The organism is Clostridium sp. AF21-20LB (genome assembly GCF_003478795.1).
Classification (GTDB): domain Bacteria; phylum Bacillota; class Clostridia; order Lachnospirales; family Lachnospiraceae; genus Otoolea; species Otoolea fessa.
The window spans coordinates 18,278-41,439 of sequence record NZ_QUGD01000017.1; the positions used below are offsets into that span (position 1 = coordinate 18,278).

At 51.0% G+C, this 23,162-nt stretch carries 20 protein-coding genes; 19 read left to right on the forward strand and 1 reads right to left on the reverse strand.

Going from position 1 to position 23,162, the window contains the following annotated elements; all coding sequences use genetic code 11:
- Window positions 1–141 precede the first annotated feature (141 nt).
- From DWX76_RS09540 to DWX76_RS09610, 16 genes are all read left to right on the forward strand, one after another.
- Complete coding sequence (locus DWX76_RS09540; protein WP_117796613.1) at window positions 142–1,086, forward strand: ROK family glucokinase; 945 nt, start codon at window positions 142–144, stop codon at window positions 1,084–1,086.
- Between the two features lie 406 nt (window positions 1,087–1,492).
- Entirely contained in the window at window positions 1,493–3,157 is a 1,665-nt protein-coding gene (locus tag DWX76_RS09545; protein WP_107001786.1) for a putative manganese-dependent inorganic diphosphatase, read from the forward strand.
- Between the two features lie 94 nt (window positions 3,158–3,251).
- Window positions 3,252–3,527 carry a type II toxin-antitoxin system HicB family antitoxin gene (locus tag DWX76_RS09550; RefSeq protein WP_107001743.1) on the forward strand — a complete coding sequence of 92 codons (276 nt, stop codon included), beginning with the start codon at window positions 3,252–3,254 and terminating at the stop codon, window positions 3,525–3,527.
- Window positions 3,528–3,539: 12 nt separating this feature from the next.
- Entirely contained in the window at window positions 3,540–4,226 is a 687-nt protein-coding gene (locus DWX76_RS09555) for a flavin reductase family protein (protein WP_333489860.1), read from the forward strand.
- The gene (locus tag DWX76_RS09560; protein ID WP_022360009.1) at window positions 4,223–4,759 is read left to right on the forward strand and encodes a shikimate kinase; all 537 of its coding nucleotides are present in this window, start codon (window positions 4,223–4,225) and stop codon (window positions 4,757–4,759) included. Before DWX76_RS09555 ends, DWX76_RS09560 begins: the two co-directional genes overlap by 4 nt.
- Window positions 4,760–4,954: 195 nt before the next feature.
- Window positions 4,955–6,235 carry a DUF1576 domain-containing protein gene (locus DWX76_RS09565; RefSeq protein ID WP_107001742.1) on the forward strand — a complete coding sequence of 427 codons (1,281 nt, stop codon included), beginning with the start codon at window positions 4,955–4,957 and terminating at the stop codon, window positions 6,233–6,235.
- Window positions 6,236–6,336: 101 nt separating this feature from the next.
- Entirely contained in the window at window positions 6,337–8,016 is a 1,680-nt protein-coding gene (locus DWX76_RS09570; protein WP_118570554.1) for a potassium/proton antiporter, read from the forward strand.
- 155 nt (window positions 8,017–8,171) lie between these two features.
- Window positions 8,172–8,723 carry a TetR/AcrR family transcriptional regulator gene (locus DWX76_RS09575; protein ID WP_117796615.1) on the forward strand — a complete coding sequence of 184 codons (552 nt, stop codon included), beginning with the start codon at window positions 8,172–8,174 and terminating at the stop codon, window positions 8,721–8,723.
- A 359-nt stretch (window positions 8,724–9,082) separates the two neighbouring features.
- Window positions 9,083–10,204 (forward strand): efflux RND transporter periplasmic adaptor subunit, encoded by a 1,122-nt coding sequence (locus DWX76_RS09580; RefSeq protein WP_227589701.1) that lies wholly within the window; start codon window positions 9,083–9,085, stop codon window positions 10,202–10,204.
- Entirely contained in the window at window positions 10,201–12,135 is a 1,935-nt protein-coding gene (locus DWX76_RS15105) for an efflux RND transporter permease subunit (RefSeq protein ID WP_412694036.1), read from the forward strand. The genes DWX76_RS09580 and DWX76_RS15105 overlap by 4 nt, the downstream gene beginning before the upstream one ends.
- The gene (locus tag DWX76_RS15110) at window positions 12,069–13,250 is read left to right on the forward strand and encodes an efflux RND transporter permease subunit (protein WP_412694037.1); all 1,182 of its coding nucleotides are present in this window, start codon (window positions 12,069–12,071) and stop codon (window positions 13,248–13,250) included. The genes DWX76_RS15105 and DWX76_RS15110 overlap by 67 nt, the downstream gene beginning before the upstream one ends.
- 88 nt (window positions 13,251–13,338) lie before the next feature.
- A complete protein-coding gene (locus DWX76_RS09590) occupies window positions 13,339–13,998 on the forward strand; it encodes a TetR family transcriptional regulator (protein ID WP_118570555.1) in 660 nt (219 codons plus the stop codon).
- A gap of 2 nt (window positions 13,999–14,000) precedes the next feature.
- A complete protein-coding gene (locus DWX76_RS09595; protein WP_182429769.1) occupies window positions 14,001–15,242 on the forward strand; it encodes a TolC family protein in 1,242 nt (413 codons plus the stop codon).
- Window positions 15,243–15,363: 121 nt separating this feature from the next.
- Window positions 15,364–16,572 (forward strand): TolC family protein, encoded by a 1,209-nt coding sequence (locus DWX76_RS09600; protein WP_118570557.1) that lies wholly within the window; start codon window positions 15,364–15,366, stop codon window positions 16,570–16,572.
- A 441-nt stretch (window positions 16,573–17,013) separates the two neighbouring features.
- The gene (locus DWX76_RS09605) at window positions 17,014–18,438 is read left to right on the forward strand and encodes an APC family permease (protein ID WP_118570558.1); all 1,425 of its coding nucleotides are present in this window, start codon (window positions 17,014–17,016) and stop codon (window positions 18,436–18,438) included.
- Complete coding sequence (locus tag DWX76_RS09610) at window positions 18,438–19,748, forward strand: M18 family aminopeptidase (protein ID WP_118570559.1); 1,311 nt, start codon at window positions 18,438–18,440, stop codon at window positions 19,746–19,748. Before DWX76_RS09605 ends, DWX76_RS09610 begins: the two co-directional genes overlap by 1 nt.
- 89 nt (window positions 19,749–19,837) lie before the next feature.
- On the opposite strand, the gene DWX76_RS09615 is transcribed toward DWX76_RS09610, so the two are convergent.
- Entirely contained in the window at window positions 19,838–20,758 is a 921-nt protein-coding gene (locus DWX76_RS09615; protein ID WP_118570560.1) for a LysR family transcriptional regulator, read from the reverse strand.
- A gap of 211 nt (window positions 20,759–20,969) precedes the next feature.
- Between DWX76_RS09615 and DWX76_RS09620 the strand changes: the two genes are divergently transcribed.
- From DWX76_RS09620 to DWX76_RS14480, 3 genes are read left to right on the forward strand one after another with little or no spacing between them, the layout of a single operon-like run.
- Entirely contained in the window at window positions 20,970–21,833 is an 864-nt protein-coding gene (locus DWX76_RS09620; protein ID WP_022360659.1) for a DUF6282 family protein, read from the forward strand.
- A 13-nt stretch (window positions 21,834–21,846) separates the two neighbouring features.
- Window positions 21,847–22,836, forward strand: a complete 990-nt coding sequence (locus tag DWX76_RS09625; RefSeq protein ID WP_243015340.1) for an SLC13 family permease — start codon at window positions 21,847–21,849, stop codon at window positions 22,834–22,836.
- The gene (locus tag DWX76_RS14480) at window positions 22,806–23,159 is read left to right on the forward strand and encodes a hypothetical protein (RefSeq protein ID WP_243022523.1); all 354 of its coding nucleotides are present in this window, start codon (window positions 22,806–22,808) and stop codon (window positions 23,157–23,159) included. Before DWX76_RS09625 ends, DWX76_RS14480 begins: the two co-directional genes overlap by 31 nt.
- Window positions 23,160–23,162: the final 3 nt, after the last annotated feature.

A 23,162-nucleotide genomic window follows, 5' to 3' on the forward strand; every position in this document is an offset into this window, starting at 1 on the left:
TTTCTCCGGCAGGCAGGTGTATTTTGCTTTCCAAACCTTGCAAAACGGGGATGCATTGCGTATAATAAGAGCCAGCGCAGAAAAAAGATGAGGGCATAGAAGAAAGGCTGCCAGTGCAGCCGTAAGGGAAGGGATCCAGACATGGAAAAAAAATGTATTGGGATAGACGTCGGCGGAACGACGGTTAAGATTGGTATTTTTGAGACGGACGGAACGCTTGTTTATAAGTGGGAGGTTCCGAGCCGCAAGGAAGAGAATGGGGCGTACATTCTTCCGGATGTAGCCGCTTCGATCAGGAAGAAATTGAACGAGCGGGGAATCCCGATGGACGCCGTGATCGGTGCAGGTATGGGATTCCCGGGTCCGGTGCAGCCGGACGGCTATGTGGAGGTCTGCGTCAACTTGGGATGGCGCGATCTGAACCCGCAGAAGATTTTGAGTGAGTTATTAGATGGAATGCCGGTCCGCTCCGGTAATGATGCTAATGTGGCGGCGCTCGGCGAGATGTGGCAGGGCGGCGGCAAGGGCTGCCATGATATCGTGATGGTGACGCTGGGAACCGGTGTCGGCGGCGGCGTGGTACACGATCAGAAGATCGTTGCAGGACGCCACGGACTGGGCGGTGAGATCGGTCATATCCATATCCGCGAGGGCGAGAAAGAAACCTGCAACTGCGGCGGACACGGCTGTCTGGAACAGGTAGCGTCCGCGACCGGTATCGCCAGGGAGGCGAGACGGAAGATGGCGGCAAAGCCGGATGCATCGGTGATGCGTGCCTACGGTGATGCGATCACCGCAAAAAATGTGCTGGATGCGGCAAAAGCCGGGGATGCACTGGCGCTGGAGGTTATGGACACCGTGTGCTATTATCTCGGATGGGCGCTGGCGACCATTTCGATGACCGTGGATCCGGAGATTTTCGTCATCGGAGGCGGCGTATCCAAGGCGGGGACTTTTTTAACGGATTGGATTGACCGCTATTACCGCGAATTGACCCCGATCTCTGAGAATAAGGGCGAGGTTCGCCTGGCAACATTGGGAAATGATGCAGGTATCTATGGGGCGGCAAGACTGATCTTAGATTAGGCGTAACTGTGAAGGTGCTGAACAGTTACGATTAGACGCCTTGTTTTGAGTGACAGAGTGCAGGGTAAAGGGGCTGGACGTTTGAAGAAAATAGGGATAGAAAAACGTTCAGATATGCCAAAAAATGCTGTAGACAAGAGGAGACCCCGGAGCGGTCAAGCATCCGGGGCAATTATGAAAAATCTATGTGCAAAATCACTATAAAACAAATTTGAAAAGTGAAATCTTTTATGCTTTTAGTATAAAAATAAGATATGAATAAAATATGAACACCGTGTAAACAGATTATGAAAATTGGCGATTTTGTACAAAAAAGTTTCATGAATCAGAGGTTTCTCTATCAAAACAGAGGATAGAAAGAAAAATGGCAGAATTTGCAGCGCACGGTGCGAATCAGGAGGAAAAAATGGCAGCAGAAAAAGCAAAGAAAACGATTGTAATTGGACATAAAAACCCGGATACGGATTCGATTTGTTCTGCAATCGGCTATGCGAATTTCAAAACACTTCAGACGGGCGGCGAATATGTACCGTGCCGTGCCGGAGAACTGAACCCGGAGACAACCTTCGTACTGGATTACTTTAAGGTAGATGTGCCGAAACTGATTAAATCCGTCAAAACGCAGGTCAAGGATATTGAGATCCGCGAGACTCCAGGTGTTTCCAAGAATATTTCCCTGAGAAAAGCATGGAACCTGATGCAGGAGGATGGTCTGGTAACACTTCCGGCTGTTACCGATAAGAATATACTGGAAGGTCTGATCACAGTCGGCGATATTACCCGTTCTTATATGAATGTATACGACAGCAGCATTCTTTCCAAGGCATGCACTCAGTATGCAAATATCATCGAGACCCTGGAGGGCGCGATTTTTGTTGGCGATGAGAAAGCGTACTTTGATAAAGGAAAAGTCCTGATTGCGGCAGCTAATCCGGATATGATGGAATATTATATTGAAAAGAACGACCTGGTTATCCTCGGCAACCGCTATGAGTCGCAGCTGTGCGCGATCGAGATGGGTGCAAGCTGTATCATCGTGTGTGAGGGCGCTGGCGTTTCCATGACGATCAAAAAACTGGCACAGGAGCGCGGCTGTACCGTCATCACAACTCCGTATGATACCTACACGGCAGCCCGTCTCATTAACCAGAGTATGCCGATCAGCTATTTCATGAAGACTGAGAAGCTGATCACCTTCGATACAGATGATTTCATCGATGATATTAAGGATGTGATGGCAAGCAAGCGTTTCCGTCATTTCCCGGTACTCGATAAAGAAGGCAAATACAAAGGCCTGATTTCCCGCCGTAACTTACTGGGTGCGCGCGGCAAGAACGTGATTCTGGTCGATCACAATGAGCGCGGCCAGGCTGTAGACGGCATCGAGAATGCCAATATCCTGGAGCTGATTGACCACCATCGTCTGGGTACTGTGGAGACAGTCGGACCGGTCTTCTTCCGTAACCAGCCGCTCGGCTGTACGGCAACAATCATCTTCCAGATGTACCGCGAACAGGGGCTGGAGATCGACAAGACCATCGCAGGTCTGCTCTGCAGTGCGATCATCTCCGATACGCTTCTGTTCCGTTCTCCGACCTGCACACCGATGGATCGGGCGGCAGCGGTTTCTCTGGCTGAGATGGCAGGCATCAAGCTGGATGAGTTCGCAAACCAGATGTTTGAGGCAGGCAGCGAGTTAAAGGGCAAGAGCGATGCAGAGATTCTGTATCTGGATTTCAAGAAATTCTCAGCTGGAAAGACAAACTTCGGCGTCGGTCAGATCAACTCCCTGAATGCAGAGGAGCTTGGAAAGCTGAAGAACCGTATGCTGCCGTTTATGGAGAAGGCGCGTGAGGACGAAGGTCTGGATATGCTCTTCTTCATGCTGACGAATATCCTGACGGAGACGACCGAACTTCTCTGTGTTGGACAGGGGGCGGCACAGGTTGTGGCAGATGCGTTCCACGTAGGTGATGCAAATGAAGAGCTGAAGCAGACGGCAACACTGCCGGGCGTTGTTTCCAGAAAGAAACAGCTGATTCCGGCACTGACAGTGACACTGGAGCAGTAAATCAGGTGACAGTGCGCGGACGGGATTGTTTCATACGGAAAATCCAGTGATAGTTCGTGCAGGGCAGGAAGGTCGGACGGAAAGGAAGGATACCATGACATTTGTATATCCGGCGGTTTTTACGCCTAAGAAAGATGGAAAAGGGTATGATGCATATTTCCCGGATTTGGAGTGCTGCGAGGCGGAAGGTCCGGATCTGGAGGATGCGGTGGAAAATGCGCGGGAGGCAGCGTACAACTGGATCAGCCTGGAGCTGGAGGAAGAGGGCGATCTGCCGGCACAGACGCATATCGATGATATGAGCCTGCCGGAAGGAAGCATGGTGAAACAGATCATGGTCCGGATCAAACTTCTCCCGGACAACGATTAAGAGGATATAGGGATGGCACAGAAGAGAGCGGCTGGAAAGCCAGAAGAGCGTCGCCGGGGAGGAGCAAGGCAGAACCCGGAAGGACAGTTGAAAAAACGGATGGAGACCCGGAACACTCCGGGACCGCGCGCCCAGTGGAAGCCGGGCAATATGATTTATCCGGTTCCGGCGGTGCTGGTCACAGTGGCGGACTGCGAAGGAAACAGCAACATCATCACGATTGCCTGGACGGGCACGATCTGTACGAACCCGCCGATGGCGTACATTTCGGTGCGCCCGGAGCGCTATTCTTACCATATGCTGCGGGAGAGCGGTGAGTTTGTCATCAACCTGGCGACGGAGTCGATGGCGTATGCGACCGATTACTGCGGCGTCCGCTCCGGCAGGAATGTGGATAAATGGAAGGAGACAGGGCTCACACCGGTTCCGGCGCAGACGGTGAAGGCGCCGGTGATCGCCGAAAGCCCGGTCGCGATCGAGTGCCGGGTGACCGAAGTCAAGGAACTGGGGTCACATCATATGTTTCTGGCAGAGGTAACGGGTGTCAGCGTGGACGAGCAGTGGCTCAACGAGCGCGGCAGCCTGGAGCTTGCAAAGGCGGAACCGATTGTGTATTCGCATGGCGGCTATTATGGGCTTTCAGAGCTTCTTGGAACATTTGGATGGAGTGTAAAGAAAAAGAAGAGGTGCCAAAGATGAAAAATAATGTAACCCTGATTGGTATGCCGTCCGCAGGAAAGAGCACGGTCGGAGTGCTTTTAGCAAAGAGACTGGGCTATTCCTTTATAGATGTGGATCTGCTGATTCAGGAACAGGAAGGTAAGCGTCTGCGCGAGATCATCGAAGAACAGGGACTGGACGGATTTCTCGATGTGGAGAACCGCGTCAACGCGGGGGTGGAAGCCGAGCAGGCGGTCATCGCACCGGGTGGCAGCGTGATCTACGGAAAGGAAGCGATGGAACATTTAAAATCCATCGGACTGGTTGTCTATCTGAAAATTACCTATGACGAGCTGGTAAAACGCGTCGGCGATGTCAAGGACCGCGGCGTGGCGCTGAAAGACGGCATGACACTTCTGGATCTCTACCATGAGAGGATCTCGTATTTTGAGAAATACGCGGACATCACGATCGACGAGGAAGGTAAAGAGCTGGGGGCGGTGGTTGATGAGCTGCGCGAAATATTGGAAGAGCGCGGTTATGTGCTGGGAAGTGCGCCGGAGGAAGAGTAACAATTTCACATGAGAATGGGGGCAGCCGGTTCTGTCGGACGGGTTTCATAACGGGTTACAGTGAGAAAAAAATCAGTTGCAAAACAGTTGAAAATCCAATACAATAGAATAGTAACCATTTTTATAGAATGTTAACAGTCGGGGTGCAAAGATGCGGAATCTTTTTTGCATCCCTTTTTTGAAAGGTGTGCGTATATGACTACAGTGAAATCTCTGTCCAGAGAGATGAAATTCTTTCTTCTGGCACTGATTCCGATCTATTTCATTTCAGTGGGGCTGATTATACAGCCGTTTGACTCCATTGTGACTGGTATCTATGAAATCATAAGGGAACCGGATTTCCTGATCACCGATTATATTGCGGTCGGCGGCATGGGAGCCGCGTTTGTCAATGCCGGGATGATGGCGCTTATCAGCATCTACTTTGTCTATAGTCTTGGGATGGAGATGGACGGGCATACGATCACATCCTGCTGTCTGATGTTTGGATTCTCTTTGTTCGGAAAAAATCTGATGAATATCTGGGCGATTTTTCTGGGTGTATTTCTCTATGCAAAATATCATAAAATGCACTTATCCAACTATATTTATGTCGGCATCTACGGAACGAGCCTGTCTCCGATCATCACACAGCTGATGCACGTGGTGGAGCTGCCGCTCTGGCAGCGCTTCTGTGTGACGATTCTGGTGGGAATCTGTATCGGATTCGTGCTTCCACCGCTCGCGACGCATTCCCACTATGCCCATAAGGGATATTCCCTTTATAATGTGGGATTTGCCTCTGGTATCATTGCGACGGTCCTGGTCTCCACGTTTAAGTCCTTTGGAATTGAGACGGAGGCGCGTCTTATCTGGTCCTCCGGCAATGATGCGATGCTTTTAGGGCTGCTATTTGTCCTGTTTGCAGGCATGTCGGTGGTGGCAGTGCTGTGGCGCGGAAAAGATACGCTTTTAGGCTATGAAAAACTCCTTGCGACAACGGGAATCGGCGGTACCGATTACCTGCTGGAATTGGGCGGTGCGGTGACGCTTCTCAACATGGGACTCAATGGTCTGTTTGCGACCTTCTTTGTGCTGGCAGTCGGCGGAAACCTAAATGGACCGACGATCGGCGGAATCTTTACCATCGTTGGATTCAGTGCGACTGGAAAACATTTGCGGAATATTTTCCCGATCATGGCGGGCGTCTGCATTGCGAGTACCGTCCGGGCGTGGGATATCACGAATCCGTCGGCACTTCTGGCGCTGCTCTTTTCCACGACGCTGGCGCCGATCGCCGGAGAGTTTGGAATTTTATGCGGCGTGTTAGCCGGTTTTCTGCACGCGTCGGTGGCGCTCAATGTCGGGATCGTGTATGGGGGCATGAACCTCTATAACAATGGATTTGCGGGCGGTATCGTCGCAATGTTCCTGGTGCCGGTGATCCAGTCGATCCGCGACCGGAGGGCGCGGGCGAAGGGAGATCTGTCGCTGTAAGATTTCCTCTTTTTAATGGAATCTTAACACGAAAGAGGCATAGAGATATTGTATCATTATAAAAACACCACATTTATGATACCTACTAAACATAGAAAGGAATGATACATATTTCAACTTCATTTGCGCTTCTGGTCGTAGCGATTATTATCCTTGTCTGCATCGCGGGAAGCCGTCTTTCGGGGCGGCTGGGGGTGCCGACGTTGTTTATTTTTATTATGCTGGGAATGCTGTTTGGATCGGACGGTATTTTTAAGATTCCATTCGGCAATTTTGCACTGGCGGAACAGGTCTGCTCGGTGGCACTGATTTTTATTATGTTTTACGGCGGGTTCGGCACGCGCTGGAGTGAGGCGAAGCCGGTCGCGGGGCGGTCGATTTTGTTATCCTCGGCGGGTGTAGTGCTGACGGCGTTTTTGACCGGGCTGTTTTGTCATCTGGTGCTTAAGATGGCATTGATGGAAGGAATGCTTCTCGGCGCAGTTCTTGGATCGACCGATGCGGCATCCGTGTTCTCGATCCTGCGTTCGCGCAAGCTGAACCTCAAATACGGCACGGCATCCATGCTGGAGTTAGAGAGCGGAAGCAACGACCCGTTTGCGTACATGATGACGGTGATTCTGCTGTCTGCGATGACGGGGAGTGTGAGCGGCGGTTCGGCGGTTCTGCTTTTGATCCGCCAGCTCGCATTTGGGCTTTTGACCGGCGCGGCGGTCGCGTGGCTGGTGACATGGCTTTTAAAGCGGTATGCCTTTTATGGCGAGGGATTTGACACGATCTTTGTCTTTGCGGCGGCAATCATTTCCTACGCGCTTGCATCCCAGATTGGCGGAAATGGCTACCTAAGCGTGTATCTGACCGGTATTATCCTTGGAAATCAGGAGCTGAAGAACCAGAAAGCGCTGGTTGGCTTCTTTGATGCGTTTACCGGCATGATGCAGATGCTTCTGTTTTTCTTACTGGGACTTCTGGCGTTTCCCTCGCAGATGCCGTCGATCGTGCTTCCGGCGATCGCAATCGCATTGTTTTTAACATTTGTGGCGCGTCCGGCGGCGGTTGGCTTGCTGCTCGCACCGTCGAAACCGCCGATCGGGCAGTATCTGGTTATTTCCTGGGCGGGTCTGCGCGGTGCGGCGTCAATCGTATTTGCGATCATGGCGACGCTCAGTGAGGGATATATGAAACATGATATATTCCACATCGTGTTCTGCGTTGTTTTATTTTCCATCATTTTTCAGGGTTCGCTGCTTCCGAAGGTGGCAGAAAAATGCGACATGATCGACAATTCGACCGATGTCATGCGGACGTTCTCGGACTATACGGGCGATATGCAGATTCAGTTCGTGCAGCTTCCGATCGGGGACAATCATCCGTGGAAAAACCGTAAAATCTGTGAGATTGAGATGCTTCCGGGTATGTTAATCACAGTGATCCGGCGCGGCGTGCAGACGATTGTGCCCAAAGGGCAGACTGTAATTCTGGAAGGGGATACCGTCGTCTTGGGTGCAGAGGGCTTTACGGACAGCCAGGGAATCCTTTTAAAAGAGATTCTGATGACACCAGATCACCGCTGGTGCGGTAAGAAGATCGCGGAGGCACGCTTCTATAAGAATACGATCATTGTGATGATAAAGCGGGGCAGCCAGATCATCATTCCAGACGGCGGTACGCAGATACTGGAAGGCGACCGGGTGGTTGTATACTCGCAGAAACTGCCGCAGGTGGAAGGGCGTGTGAAACACGAAAGCGGACCGGTCGTATCGGCTGCTGTTGACAAGTAAGCACGTTTTCTTACGGCACTTTCGGTTCCAAAAGTGCCTATCCGTGAACAGTAACGCGGATTCATCGCAGGAACATGGAAATTTCAGGCAATACTTGCAGTTTGTTGAATTTTAAACTATACTAAAACAACAACGGTTTGCCGGAGGAAAAGAGTATGCAGCAGGGAAATACGAAGGAACGGATTGTAGAGGCTTATATCGAGCTGGAGTCGGAAAGACCGGTCGAGAAGATCACGGTTACGGCGCTGGTTGAGCGGAGCCGGATCACAAGAAAAACATTTTATTATTACTTTAAAGATATATATGATTTGATGGAATACCGGATGGAACGCGAGATGAAGCGCATCATGGAAGAGACGATGAGCCAGCCAGATCCGGAGAAGGCGCTGACACAGCTGTATATGTATATCATGGAAAACCAGAAGCATATCCGGGCATTGTCCGAGTCGGTACAGTTCATGGCGCTGCGCCGTCAGATGGGAGAAAAGGTGTACCAGTATTTTTATAACCATCTGGAGCGGATTGGTATGTTTAAGAACCTGACGATGCCGGAGGCGGCGATGGCGGTGCAGATCATCATTTTCTCGGTTATGGGAGTTGCGTTTGACGCGCCGTTTAAGGATGAGGCGGATGTGAAGGAGCGCGTCGCCACGTTCATGAGCGTGATCCGCAAATGCACCGGGTGCGACCCTATGCAGGTCCGTTAGGAAAGCAGGTTTCCGGCAGTTTTGAGAATTATTGTAACTGTTCAGTAGGTCTGCGCGTGACTGTGAAGGTACTGAACAGTTACGAATTATTATCAATTAGAAAATGGAACAAGGAAACGCAGGAGGAATCAGCGGTATTTGGTTGGTTTTTCCTGCGTTTTTGCTCTCATGTATCCGGAAAAAACGGTCAGCGGCAGGAAAATTCGGGTTCTATGAAAAAAGATGAACATAGATGGATACATTTTGACAAATTTGTGTACACACCTGTCCGAACTTGGGAGTGGCAAAGTGTATACGAGATGAGTAAAATATAGACTGAGAAAAATTTTTACCAAGAACAAGCATAGATGGAGGAAATTATGAAAAAAAGAGGAAAGATTCTGGCGCTGGCTGCGATTGTAGTTGTTGGCGCTGTCGTTTTGTCCCGATGCGGTCATAAGAATACGGCGGTGGAATATGAATCCCGTCCAACCGTAAGAGTAGAAAATCCGGTTCGTCAGGACATCAGCTTGTACACGGATCTGACCGGACTGGTAGAGCCGCAGTCCCGCGCGAGCGTCATGCCGAAGATGAGCGGCGAGGTGCTGGAGGTTTACTTCCAGGCGGGCGATACGGTCCAGGCAGGGCAGGCGCTGTGCAAGATCGATTCCGACGCGTTGACAGCGTTAAAGCTACAGGTGGATGCGGCTTCCGTTGCCTTAAAGAATGCGGACAGCAATTTAAGCCGTACCCAGGCGCTCTTTGCTGATGGTTTTGTCTCCCAGGAGGCGATGGAGCAGGCACAAAACAGCGCACAGAATGCGAAGATTTCCTATGAATCTGCGAAGAACCAGTACGATCTGCAGGTGAAATACACGACCGTGACGGCGCCGATCGACGGTGTGATCGAGTCCCGGAGCGTCGAGCCGCATGATCATGTATCTCCGGCAGGCGAGATCTGCACGATCTCCGGTGCCAGCCAGTTACAGGTTAAATTCGGCATCACCGAGAAGATCCACCAGACGATGGAGTTGGGCGACAGCGTGACGCTGGAGAAAAATGGTGCGGATTACACCGGTACTGTAACCGAAATCGGATCTATGGTCAACGAGAGCAGCGGCCTTTATGACGCGCGTGCGATGGTGCCGGATGCAGCAGGTCTTACGAATGGTTCTCGCGTAAAAATGACGGTTATCATGGACCATGTCAGCCAGGTGCTGACCGTTCCGGTCGATGCAGTCAGCTATGACAACGGTGCCCCGTTTGTATACCTCTATGAGGATGGAAAAGCGGAGAAGACCGAGATCGAAGCAGGTATCTATGACGATGAAAATATGGAAGTAAAATCGGGTCTGACGAGTGACAGCCAGGTCATCGTGAGCTGGAGCAACGAGCTGGTGGATCAGGGAGAAGTCCTGTTAGCACAGGATACCGATGGCGCGCAGACAGACGGAAACAATGAGACAGCAGCGGAGACGACAGAGGCAGGTGACAAAGAATGATTCGACTGACAAAACTCGCACTGCGGCGTCCGGTTACCATCATTCTCTGTCTGATTACCATCGCGTACTTCGGCCTTCAGTCCGTCATGGGCATGAAGCTGGAACTGACGCCAGAGATGGAGATGCCGATGTTAATCATCGCTACGGTGTATCCGGGAGCCAGCCCGGAGGACGTAACCGATCTGGTTACCAAGAAAGAAGAAGATGCGATCACATCATTGGACTCGGTCGATAAGGTACAGTCCATTTCCCGTGAAAATGTATCGATCGTCATTGTCCAGTATGAGTACGGTACCAACATGGATACCGCATACATTAACCTGAAAAAGGCGATAGATGGCATTCAGAGCGATCTGCCGGACGATGCCAACGATCCGAATATCATGGAGCTGGATATCAACTCGATGGCGACGGTTACGCTGGCAGTCAGCGGCGACGCTGATCAGAACCTTTATACATATGTAGATGACAAAATTGTTCCTGAGTTTGAGAAATTAAGCTCGGTCGGCGAGGTTTCGATTGCCGGCGGTCAGGATAGCTACACCCGCGTGGAACTGATTCCGGAAAAACTGGCACAGTACCACCTGAATATGAATACGGTTGCACAGTTAGTCGGTGCCGCCGATTTCACGATCCCGGCGGGCGATGTCCGGGTTGGAAAACAGGATCTCGACGTCAGTGTCGGCAACGAATTTAAGAGCACGGAAAGTCTGAAAAATGTCGTACTTCCGCTGGCAAACGGTGAGACGATCCATCTTTCTGATATCGCAAATGTCTATGAGGCGCTGGAGGATGCAAGCTCGATCGGACGTTACAATGGCGAAGATGTTATCTCCCTGGGAATCAAAAAACAGCAGAGTTCCACCGCGATCGAGGTTTCTAACCAGGTAACCAAGAAGGTGCAGGAAATTGAAAAGCAGTATCCGGGTCTTAAAATCACCGTGGTAGATGATGCCAGTGACACGCTGAAACAGTCTTTAAGCAGCGTAATCCAGACCCTGATCCTGGCGATCATCCTGTCCATGATCATTCTGTTCTTATTCTATGGCGATTTGCGTGCGTCGGTCATCGTAGGTACGTCCATTCCGATCTCCGTTGTATTGGCGATCATTTGTATGGCGGCGATGGGATTCTCAATGAATATTATTTCCCTGACGTCGCTCGTTCTCGGTGTAGGTATGATGGTTGATAACTCGATCAACGTCCTCGACGGATGTTTCCGGGCAAAGGAAAAACTGGATTTCTATGATGCGGCGCTGGAAGGTACGCGCACGATGATCGGCTCGATCACCGGCGGTACGCTGACAACCTGTGTTGTATTTATTCCGCTTCTGATGTTAAATGGTATGTCTGGACAGCTCTTTACACAGCTCGGGTACACGATCATTTTCTGTATGACGGCTTCCTTATTCTCAGCAGTCATCATCGTGCCGCTCTGCTATATGTTCTGGCATCCGGTTGAGAAGGATCATGCGCCGGCAGGACGTATAATCAAAGGCATCCAGGGCTGGTATCGCAAGCATATGCCGCATGTCATCAAGCGCTATGCGCTTGTATTCGGAACGACTGCAGTGCTGGTTGTCCTGTCCATCCTCATGGCGTCCAGACTGAACCTGGAGCTGATGTCTTCGATCGATGAAGGTATCGTCACGATGACGATCAAGACGAAACCGGGTTATTCGGTATCGGCGATCCGTGACACTGTGCTCGATCTGGAAAATATGGTAGAGACAGACGAGGATGTGGATCATTACCTGATGACATATGGAAACAGTGGTGTCAGCATGACTTCCGGAAGTGATGTGACGCTGAATGCCTACTTAAAAGATAAGAGAAAACTTTCCACGGACGAGGTTATCGAGAAGTGGAGATATGCGACACAGACTACGTTGATGCGACCATTACCTTGGAACAGGGCAGCAGCAGTATGAGCAGCAGCATGAGCAGCGGTGATTCAATTGAGGTGGATCTGCAGAGTACCGATTACGACACCCTAAAGAAGGCAGCGGATGATCTGGTAACTGAGCTTCGCAAGCGCGAGGATGTTATGCAGGTACATTCTTCTGTTGAGAATGCGGCGCCGGTTATCAAGGTAAATGTGGATCCGGTTAAGGCAGAGGCAGAGGGACTGACCCCGGCCAGCATCGGTTCGATGGTATACAGTAATTTAAGCGGTGTGAAAGCGGCGACGATCTCCGTCAACGGCAATGATCAGGACGTGAAGGTAGAATTTGCGCCGGATCGCTACGATTCCATCGCGAAACTGCAGGGCATGATGATCACGACGGCGACGGGTAATACGCTTCCGCTGGAGGATCTGGCAGAGATCTACTACCAGGATAGCCCACAGGAGATTTCACGAAAAGAGAAACAGTACCAGGTATCGATCACGATGCAGGCACAGGCAGATTATAAGAAGACGGCTGAAAAAGATGTCAAGAGCTTCGTGCAGAACTGGGAATTCCCGTACGGCGTTGAGATGGCGACCAATAGCCTGGATGAGTCGATGGGCGAGGAGCTTTCCGCGTTGGGAATGGCGCTTGTCACAGCGATCTTTCTGATTTTCATTGTCATGGCGATCCAGTTTGAGTCCCCGAAATTCTCCCTGATGGTTATGGCAACGATCCCGTTCAGTTTGATCGGTTCCTTTGGATTCCTGTTTCTGGCGGACTGCCCGATCAGTATGAACTCCATGCTTGGTTTCCTGATGCTGGTCGGTACGGTTGTAAACAACGGTATTTTATACGTGGATACGGTGAACCAGCTGCGGATGGAGATGCCGTTAGACGAGGCGCTGGTAGAGGCAGGTGCGATCCGTGTACGCCCAATCTGCATGACGACACTGACGACCATCATTGCGATGATCCCGAACTGTCTGGCGTTTGGTAAGGCGGGCAAGATGATGCAGGGCTTAGCGCTTGTAAACGTCGGCGGTCTGGTTGCGGCGACGATCCTGACGCTGGTACTGCTTCCGTCCTTCTACAGAGTGGTTTATAACATGGGAAAAGGCAAAGAAGATGAGTATGATAAGCTGGACTGCGACTAAGGAAAAGCAGGTTAAGCAGTGAATCTGTCAGGCGGCGGACCCGGGGCGGGGAAGCTGCCTGTACGGATAGAAAAAGGGGGAGAAGAAGATGCCGTCGGAACGATTTAAGCGGTTGCCGGAGGAAAAACAAAAGAAAATCCGGGACGCGTGTATGGCTGAATATACGCGGACAACGATAGAAAAAGCATCGCTCAACCGTATGATAGAAGATGCCGGGATCTCCCGGGGCAGTTTTTATACGTATTTTGACAGTAAATGGGATGTTTTAGGATATCTGTGTGAGAGTTTTATCAATGAATTTTATGAGTGCGGCGTGCGCTGCCTTGAAGAGGCGCAGGGGGACATCTGGGAGATGTTAGAGCAGTTTTTAAACGGTTCGCTTGCCCTGTGCCGCGATGAGAGACGCGCCGATTTCATCCGCAACATCATGGAGTGCAGCAGCCGTGAGGCGCTGACCTTTGATATATTCAGCTCCGATCCGGACAGTCCACGCGTCGTGCGTGGACGGAAGCTGGAACGTGCCGCCTATGAGTCGTGCGTGGGAAAATCCTTGCGGAAGATGGGCTGGGAGGAATATATGAGTTTTTTCCGCATGGCGATGATGTCGATCGCGATGGAGATCAAGAGCTTTCACGACGGAGTTCCGGAAAACCGTATCCGGGAACGGTTTGCCCTGACACTCGGCATCCTGAAACGGGGCGCTGGGATAGAATCGGGAGCGGGCGCGCAGAGCGCCGAAAGGAAATGAAGATGAGTAAGATGAAGAAAAACAGGAAAAAACTGTTTGCCATTCTTTTACAGGCGGCGTTAGTCAGCACGGCTATGACGATGCCGGCATATGCGGCTAAAACGCCGGGGATCGGCTCAGATGCGCTGATCGGCGACGATGCGACCGGTCCGGTGCTGACGGGCGGCAATACCGAGGTGGAGGAGGAAACTTCCCCGTACACCAAAGAACAGCTAGAGGATGGGACGCTGGAATATGGCGAGATCGCATGGCGAATCGAGGGGTACAACAGCACGTACTTAAACCTGCGTTCCCAGCTCTACAGCCAGACGACCAGCCAGTCGGCGGGAACTGCCCTGGCGGCAGAGGCGAGCGCCCTCATGGAAGATGCGATGGACCTGAAGTCCGACGATATGGATGCGGAGACGAGAGAGCTGTTTGAGGGCTACAAGGCGGCAGCGAGAGAGCTGCGCAAACAGGGGGCAAAGCTCACGAACAAGGAGCTTTCCGGCACCTATGCCCGGACCCTGCGTCAGACAAAGAATAAGTTAGTCAAGGCGGTGCAGAACCTGATCATCCAGTATGAGGAACTGCTCCCGCAGGTGGAAACAGCGAAAAAGAATGTGGAAATGTGCCAGGTAAATGCGGATGCCGCACAGAAGATGCAGGCGCTCGGCCGTGCTTCCGCGCAGGAGGTCCTGACGGCGCAGAAGGCGCTGCAGCAGGCCAATTCCAGCGCCCAGCAGGCAGAGAATGGGGCACTGCAGCTCAAGCAGAATATTTTGATGCTGCTTGGATTTGACGCGGATGCGCCGGTGACATTTGCGGATGTGCCGGTTCCGGATGCCACCCGCCTTGCGGCGATGGATCTGGCAGCCGATACACAGGCGGCGGTCAGCGCAAATTATGATTTTATGTCTGTGCGTGCAGCGAAAGCGGAAGGGTCTTCCAACCGCACAGTCAAGAAGCGAAACGTCGCCTATACCGAGGATTCGGTGACGATCACGGTTCAGAACCTCTATGCGGCGGTGGTATCAAAGAAACAGGCGTATGACAGTGCGACGGCTGGATATCAGGCGGCAGCGCAGAGCTACGAGGCGGCAAAGCGCCAGAACGCACTGGGAATGCTCTCAAGAGCCAATTATTTAGGGCTTGAGTGCTCCTGGCTCAGCAGTGTGGCGTCGTATAAGAGCGCGGAATTGGAATATACCAAAGCTGTGGAAAACTACGAGTGGGCTGTGAAAGGTCTGATTGTGACGAATTAATCCGTCAGGAATGGCAGTTTACTTAAGGTGTGAACAGGTTACTATTCACGGGTAGGCACTTTTGGAACAGAAAGTGCCGTAAGATAACATGGTGGTAACAGAAAGGAAGTAGGAACCAGAAATGAAACATAGAAGAAGGAAAACGGCGCTTCTGACCGCAGCGGCAGCAGCGGTTCTGGCATTGCAGGGACCGTTTGCGGCGCTGGCAGCCAGCCCGCAGTTTGCTTATGACGCAGATACATGGGCGAAGCTTCAGGACAATGTGATGGAATACAGCGAACTGCCGTATCTGGTACAGGAGTACAACCCGACGTATTTAAACAATCAGACGACCTATCAGGCAGGGCGCGACACAAAGAATGCGAAGGAAGTGCAGGATAAGCAGTACAATCAGGCGAATGATCTGTACGACAGCGCGGATAACCTGCGGGATCAGGCGGATCAGATTGAGGATTTTCTGGCGGTGCCGGGCATGGCGAGTGCTTACGCAAGCCTGATGTCAGCGTCCGTCATGGTGGAGCAGAATGCGTTAAAAACCCAGCAGTCTGCCGATGCTTCTTACCGCGACAGCGAGATGGACCGTCTGGACTATATCAACAGCCAGGATGCGGTTGTCGCGCAGGTGCAGTCGGCGTTTGCTGCTTATAATCAGATCAAAAAGACAATTCCGTTGATGGAGAAATCAGTGGAATTGCAGGAACTTTCCATGCAGCTGACCCAGAAGCGCCAGCAGCTAGGTCAGGCGACCCAGATTGATGTGTTAAATGCACAGAAGTCGCTGCAGTCGCTCCAGTCCACGCTGACCCAGACAAAAGCGGGACTTCAGGCCCAGCATCAGCAGCTCTGCGTCCAGACCGGATGGTCCTATGACGCGGAACCGGATATCCAGGATCTGCCGCAGGCGGATCTCACCCGGATCGCGGCGATGAACCTGGCGGCGGACACGCAGACGGCACTCGAGCAGAACCTGTCCTTACAGTCCAACAAGCGCGGTTATGCCAATATGGCAGAAGGTTCAGCCGATAAGAAAAACATGGATCGCACCATCAAGAACCAGGAACAGACGATCCGCTCCGGTATGCAGACACTCTACAACGACATCATGCAGAAGCAGACAGCCCTGCAGCTTGCCGATGCGTCCCTGGCAGCAGAGACGCAGACGATGAATGCGATGCAGAAGAAGCTGGAGCTTGGCATGGCGACCCAGCTGGAGTACAAGAGCGAGGAAGTTTCCTTCCTGGAGAAACAGATCGACAAAGAGACAGCTAACATGAACCTGCAGCAGGCGATCGAGACGTATGAGTGGGCGCTGAAAGGTTACATGAAGTAGGGACAGAAGTTAAGTCTCTGGCACTTCCTCTGCGCGGGGGTTAACGTGGCGCTGGAGGAGGTGTATATATCGAAAATGATATAATAAAATGCTTATAAAATAAGGGGCATAAAATCCTCATGGATCGGCATTTGCCCGGTAAAAAATGGATTTTTAGACAAAAAGTGTATTTCTGTCACGGACGATACGGCAGTTCACAGACCGTATGTTTTTGTGACACGTACAAAAAGAGGAAAAAAGCGGCGATTCGGAACGGAACGCCGCTTTTTTTGCGAGGGAAATAGGTATATATTGTGAGACTTTAACAAAAAATACACGCAAACAACAGAATACTACCAAATCCGACTGGAAAATACTGGGTTAATAAAAAATACTTTTGACAATTAACGCAGCATATGAGAAGATAGAAAAGATACTGGCAGTAAGGAGAGAAAATAAGATATGAACAAGTCACAAGACAAAATCAAGTGGTATATGCTTTCCTTTATGTGTTTCTCCACCCTCTGGGCATTTGGAAACGTTTTAAATGGTTTCATATACTTCAATGGAACACAGGTTATCTTCTCCTGGATTCTGATGTTTGCACTGTACTTTGTACCGTACGCACTGATGGTCGGAGAGCTTGGTTCCGCATTTAAGAATTCGGGCGGTGGTGTCAGTTCCTGGATTCATGAGACAACCGGTGCGAAGGCTGCATACTACGCAGGCTGGACCTACTGGGCGTGTCATGTCACCTACATCGCATCCAAAGGTTCTGGCGGTCTGAAAGCGCTCAGCTGGATGATTTTCCAGAACGCAGAGAAGTATGCGTCCTTTAACACAAAGGCAGTACAGCTCGTTACTTTTGCCGTTCTGCTGTTCTTCTGCTGGGTAGCAAGCCGCGGTTTAAATCCGCTGAAAAAGATGGCAACCTTAGCAGGAACCAGTATGTTCGTTATGAGTATCCTGTACATTCTGCTGATGTTCGCTGCACCGGCAATCAACCCGAACGGCGGTTACCTGTCTGTTGATTTCAGCATGAAGAATCTGATCCCGCATTTTGATTGGAAGTACTTCAGCAGCCTGTCCATTCTTGTATTTGCGGTAGGCGGCTGTGAGAAGATCTCCCCGTATGTAAACAAGGTAGAGGATCCGGCAAAGGGATTTCCGAAGAGCATGATCTTTGCAGCAATCATGGTTATTGTCTGCGCGATCTTCGGTACCATCGCAATGGGCATGATGTTTGATCCGGTACTGATTGAGGAGAATTTTGACTCCTACAACGCAAACGGTTCTTACTGGGCATTCCAGAAACTGGGTGAGTACTACGGTGTCGGCAATCTGCTCATGATCATCTACGCAGCCTGCAACGCGATCGGACAGTTCTCGACGCTGGTAGTCAGCATCGACGCACCGCTGCGTATGCTGCTTGACAACGAGGATGCGCGTCAGTTCATCCCGACCAAGCTGTTAAAGAAGAACAAATTCGGCGCTTACATCAATGGTATCTGGATGGTTGTTATCCTGTCCGGTTCCATTATCCTGGCTCAGGTCCTGGTTCCGAACGCAGATACTGTACTGCGTCAGCTGACCCAGTTAAACTCGGTTACTATGCCGATGCGCTATCTGTGGGTATTCTTCGCTTACTTCATGCTTCGTAAACACACGAACAAGTTTGAACGTGAGTACCGCTTTGTAAAGAATAACGGAGTCGCTCTTGGCTTCGGTGCATGGTGCTTCTTCGTAACAGCAGCCTGCTGTATCTTAGGCATGTACAAGCAGGGCGATATGTATACAACTGTGCTGAATGTCATTACGCCGATTGTCCTGGTAACACTGGGTCTTATCTTACCGGCGATTAAGAAGAGAGAAGGGAAGTCTGCATAATGAATGCTGCAAACGAATTACTGACTTTTATTGAGAACAGCCCGAGTATGTTTCATTCCATCGAGACAATCAAGGGTATGCTGGACGAGGCAGGTTTTACATACCTGCCGGAGTCGGCTCGTTGGGACGTGAAACAGGGCGGAGATTACTATACAATCCGCAACCATTCCAGTATCATTGCGTTTCGCGTAGGAGAGAAGCTGACTGATTATCACTTCCAGATGTGTGCCTCCCACAGTGATTCACCGACTTACAAGATCAAGAGTGTGCCGGAGTTAAATGGTCCGGGCGAGTATCTGCGCCTCGATGTGGAAGCATACGGCGGCATGATCGACAACACCTGGTTTGACCGCCCTCTGACCGTTGCAGGCCGTGTACTGGTAAAAGACGGTCAGGGCGTGAGCGCGAGACTTCTGTACATCGATAAAGACCTGATCATCATTCCGAACGTAGCGATTCATTTCAACCGTGAGGTGAACAATGGATACAAATACAACCGTCAGGTTGATTTATGTCCGCTGTTCTCCGCTGGTGAGCTGAAAAAAGGCGCGTTTGACGCGATGATTGCGAAAGAGCTTGGTGTGGCAGCGGAGGATATTTTAGGGAAGGATCTCTTCCTTGTAAACCGCCAGCCGGGTACGATCTGGGGGTATGCGGATGAGTTCGTTTCCAGCCCGAAACTGGACGACTTACAGTGCGCTTACGTTTCCCTGAAAGCATTCCTGGAGGCGAAGAATGAGCGCGATGTCAGCGTATACTGCTGCTTCGACAATGAGGAAGTTGGTTCCAATACGAAGCAGGGGGCGATGTCCACCTTCTTACAGGATGTCCTGCACCGCATCAACGGCGCACTTGGAAAGACGCCGGAGGACTACTATCAGGCAGTTGCCGGTTCTTTCCTCGTAAGCTGCGACAACGCACACGCCGTTCACCCGAACCACGGGGAGAAGACGGATGCAGTCAACTGCTCCTGGATGAACAAAGGTATCGTCATCAAGGAGAGCGCGAACCAGAAATACACCACGGACGCATTCAGCCGTGCGGTATTTACAAATGTCTGCAATGAGGCAGGTGTTCCGGTTCAGGTGTTTGCAAACCGCAGTGATATTTTAGGCGGTTCCACCCTTGGAAACCTTTCCAACACGCAGGTCAGCGTCCATGCCGTCGATATCGGTCTGCCGCAGCTTGCGATGCATTCCTGTTACGAAACGGCAGGTGTGAAGGATGTGGAGTATGCAATCAGTGCTCTGACCAAATTCTATCAGACCACTCTTCAGATTGAAGGGGCAGAGCGGGTTTGCTTTGAGTAAATATAGTTAAAAGAGCAGCCGCTCCGCGAACGATGAAATGAATCGCGGGGCGGCTGTTTTGATAGATTGAAAAAAGCTTTTTAAGAAAATTACCTCCGCAACAGCTCCGGCGCCATCTCCTGAAACAGCTTCGCGAGCGCCATCGCCGCCCGCGAGCGGTATTTTCCAGCGGGCCAGGCGAGCGCCAGATCGAGGAAAATACCATCTTTCCCGATCCGCAGATAGCGGAACTCATCCCGCATGATGCGGCAGGAACGGTAGGTGAATGCGAGTCCGACTCCCTCCCGCGCCATCGCCGCAGCGAAGGAGGCGGAGAGGTAGGTGTCGAGTCCCAGCGGTTCCACGCCAGCCTCTCGCAGGGAGTGGCGGCCAGTCCGTCCGAGGACGGTGCTGGGCGGTCCCAGAATATACTCAAATGGTGCGGTGTCCTTTAGGTCGATCCACATCTGTTCCGGCTCCGATTCACATGGCTTCGCAAACGCCATGACCGGGTGGTCGGCGGTGGTGGCGATCATGATCTCATCCCGCATCAGAAAATCCACACCGTGTTTGATCCGAACCGGCGGCGCAGCTATCAGCGCCAGATCTAAAAGTCCCTCTAAAATCTTATTTTCCAGATCAATACTGTCCATCTCACAGATCTCCACATGAACCCGTGGATACAGGGCATGGAATTTTTTCAGGACCGGCGGCAGCAGGTAGGTTCCCCGGTAGGTACTGATGCCGAAAATGACAGTGCCGCCCTTTAAATTTTCAATATCCGAAGCCTCGCTGCGTGCCTCCTGGTACTGCTGTAAAATCTGTCTGGCATGGAAAATAAATGCCTCCCCGGCAGAGGTTGGACGGACTCCGCGGGCAGTACGGACGAAAATCGGCGTCCCCAGATCCTGCTCAAACAGGCGGACCGCCTGGCTTAAGCTCGACTGCGCCATAAACAGTTTTTCAGCTGCGCGGGAGATGCTTCCCTCGTTAGCGACGGTTACGATATAGTCTAGTTCCTTTAAATCCATGAAAATCTCCCTTACGAGATATCGGAATTTCCGATATCTGGTATAACAAATCTTGTCTTTCTCCTATAACAAAAATAGTATAAGATAAAAACAAGCAAAAATCAATGGCAGAGACTGAAGCAGCGGCTGGAAAATCGAATAGAAATCCGGCGAGGGAACGCAGCTTTGAAAAAGCCTCTGTGGACGATTATAAATAGGAGGAATAAGCAAGATGAAACAGGATTTAATGAAGGGTGTTATCGACATGCACGTTCACACGAATCCAGATCTGCGTCTGCGGGCGTATGATGATTTCGAACTGATGGAGGCGGCGATCCGGGTTGGGGCACGCGCTATCGTCATCAAGACGCATCAGGGAACCACGATGGATCGGGCCTATCTGTGCAACCGCCACAACGAGATTGTACACGGGAAAACGAACAATTTTACGATGTTTGGCAGTATTACCTTAAATAAGGTAGTCGGCGGCATCAATCCGAAGGCAGTCGATGTGGCACTTCGCCTGGGAGCAAAGGTGGTATGGCTTCCGACCCAGTCGGCGAAGAACCATATGCAGAAGATGAACCAGGATCTGAGCCAGAGCGTGGAGGTCGTAAAAGATGGAAAGATCGTGCCGGAGCTTCGTTCCGTGCTGGAACTGATCCGCGACCACAATGCGGTACTGGGAACCGCTCACATCGCACCGGAGGAGATTTTCACTGTTGTGGAAGCTGCACGGGATATGGGAGTAAAAAACATCGTTGTAACCCATCCTGAATGGTGGATTGTAGGCATGAGCCATGAGGATCAGCTTCGCCTGGTAAAGGATTATGACGTTATCTTAGAGCGCTGCTATGCACAGAATATGGGCGGCGGAAAGTATAAGAGCAATCTGGCAGACAACCTGGAACTCATCAAAGAGGTTGGCTATAAAAATGTCATGGTTGATACCGATGGCGGCCAGACAGAAAACCCGCATTGGGAGCTGGCGCTGGCAGAATATATGCAGTATCTGGTAGATCATGGAATTCCGGAAGAACACGTGTACCATATGACACACACTATTCCGGCAAAACTGTTGGGCATCGAAGAATAGGGGGACGCATCATATGTTAAGTGCAGTTTTGGTGGCATCCATTGCGGTTGCCGTTATATTGGGATATAAAACGAAAATCAATACGGGATTTTTCTGTATTGCTTTTGCATACCTGATTGGTTGTTTTGGCATGGGATTGAAAACAAAAGAACTGATTGGCTTCTGGCCGGTCAGCACCATGTTCGTCATCCTGTCAGTATCACTGTTTTACAACTTTGCAGCTGTGAATGGAACCCTTGAAAAAATGTCGGCCAGTCTTCTCTATATGTGCCGTAAGTTTCCGGGCATGCTTCCTTTTGCATTATTTTTTGTAGCAGTTGTACTTTCTGTTATGGGTGCTGCATACTTTACCGTTCTGGCATTCCTGGCACCGATTACCATCCTTATCTGTGAGGAAGCAAAGATGGACAAGCTGACCGGTGCGGTGGCGATCAACTGCGGTGCACTGGCAGGCGGAAACTTCCCCACAGCTTCGCTGGGCGTCGTATTCCGCGGTCTGATTGATACTGCTTATGAAGCAGAACCGGCATTTGAAGCAACGAATTCCTTTGTAGATGAAATGAAAATTTTTGGTTTCGCGATTGTATTTTCTCTGATTCTGATTGCAATTTTCCGCTTCGGTTTCAAGAGCAACCGCGGTATCGGAAAAGGCGTAACGTTCAATCGCCCGGAGCCGTTTGACAAGAAACAGAAAACAACCCTGCATTTAATGATTCTGATGATGGTGATTGTCTTGGTATTCCCGCTCTTAAAGATGGCAGTTCCTGGCAATGAACTGATTGGAAAAATTGCCGGAAAGGTTGATGTAGGACTGGTGGCATTCTGCTTTACCATCATCGCACTGCTCTTTGATCTGGCACCGCAGAAGGAAGTTATCGCACGTGTTCCGTGGAACACCATCCTCATGATTGCCGGAGCCGGCATGCTTATCGCCGTTGCAGTTCAGGCCGGTACCATTGATGCATTATCTGCATGGATTGGTTCAAATGTTCCGACAGCCTGATTCCGCTGGCATTCAGCTTTGTAGGCGCATTTATGAGTTTCTTCAGCTCTACAACCGGTGTTGTAGCACCGGCCCTGTTCCCGCTGATTCCGGGACTTGCGGCAGCAACCGGATTAAATCCGGCAGCACTCTTTGCCTGCACGATTCTTGGTGCACAGAGCAGTGCGATCAGCCCGTTCTCATCCGGCGGCAGCCTGATTCTTGGTTCCTGCGGAAACGAGGAGGACCGAAATCACTTATTCAACCGTCTTCTCTTTGTAGCAGTACCTATCAGCGTTATCTGCTGTGCGGTATATAACCTGATTGTAGCAGTTGTTCTGTAAGGG

Bases quoted from the DNA above. Each gene is read 5' to 3' on its own strand.
- DWX76_RS09590 (WP_118570555.1), top strand. From the start codon at position 13,339: ATGCCGTCGGAACGATTTAAGCGGTTGCCGGAGGAAAAACAAAAGAAA.
- DWX76_RS09565 (WP_107001742.1), top strand. From the start codon at position 4,955: ATGACTACAGTGAAATCTCTGTCCAGAGAGATGAAATTCTTTCTTCTG.
- DWX76_RS09620 (WP_022360659.1), top strand. From the start codon at position 20,970: ATGAAACAGGATTTAATGAAGGGTGTTATCGACATGCACGTTCACACG.
- DWX76_RS09595 (WP_182429769.1), top strand. From the start codon at position 14,001: ATGAGTAAGATGAAGAAAAACAGGAAAAAACTGTTTGCCATTCTTTTA.
- DWX76_RS09615 (WP_118570560.1), bottom strand. From the start codon at position 20,758: ATGGATTTAAAGGAACTAGACTATATCGTAACCGTCGCTAACGAGGGA.
- DWX76_RS09575 (WP_117796615.1), top strand. From the start codon at position 8,172: ATGCAGCAGGGAAATACGAAGGAACGGATTGTAGAGGCTTATATCGAG.
- DWX76_RS09545 (WP_107001786.1), top strand. From the start codon at position 1,493: ATGGCAGCAGAAAAAGCAAAGAAAACGATTGTAATTGGACATAAAAAC.
- DWX76_RS15105 (WP_412694036.1), top strand. From the start codon at position 10,201: ATGATTCGACTGACAAAACTCGCACTGCGGCGTCCGGTTACCATCATT.
- DWX76_RS09580 (WP_227589701.1), top strand. From the start codon at position 9,083: ATGAAAAAAAGAGGAAAGATTCTGGCGCTGGCTGCGATTGTAGTTGTT.
- DWX76_RS09570 (WP_118570554.1), top strand. From the start codon at position 6,337: ATGATACATATTTCAACTTCATTTGCGCTTCTGGTCGTAGCGATTATT.
- DWX76_RS09610 (WP_118570559.1), top strand. From the start codon at position 18,438: ATGAATGCTGCAAACGAATTACTGACTTTTATTGAGAACAGCCCGAGT.
- DWX76_RS09555 (WP_333489860.1), top strand. From the start codon at position 3,540: ATGGCACAGAAGAGAGCGGCTGGAAAGCCAGAAGAGCGTCGCCGGGGA.
- DWX76_RS09540 (WP_117796613.1), top strand. From the start codon at position 142: ATGGAAAAAAAATGTATTGGGATAGACGTCGGCGGAACGACGGTTAAG.
- DWX76_RS09605 (WP_118570558.1), top strand. From the start codon at position 17,014: ATGAACAAGTCACAAGACAAAATCAAGTGGTATATGCTTTCCTTTATG.
- DWX76_RS09625 (WP_243015340.1), top strand. From the start codon at position 21,847: ATGTTAAGTGCAGTTTTGGTGGCATCCATTGCGGTTGCCGTTATATTG.
- DWX76_RS09560 (WP_022360009.1), top strand. From the start codon at position 4,223: ATGAAAAATAATGTAACCCTGATTGGTATGCCGTCCGCAGGAAAGAGC.
- DWX76_RS14480 (WP_243022523.1), top strand. From the start codon at position 22,806: ATGGATTGGTTCAAATGTTCCGACAGCCTGATTCCGCTGGCATTCAGC.
- DWX76_RS09550 (WP_107001743.1), top strand. From the start codon at position 3,252: ATGACATTTGTATATCCGGCGGTTTTTACGCCTAAGAAAGATGGAAAA.
- DWX76_RS09600 (WP_118570557.1), top strand. From the start codon at position 15,364: ATGAAACATAGAAGAAGGAAAACGGCGCTTCTGACCGCAGCGGCAGCA.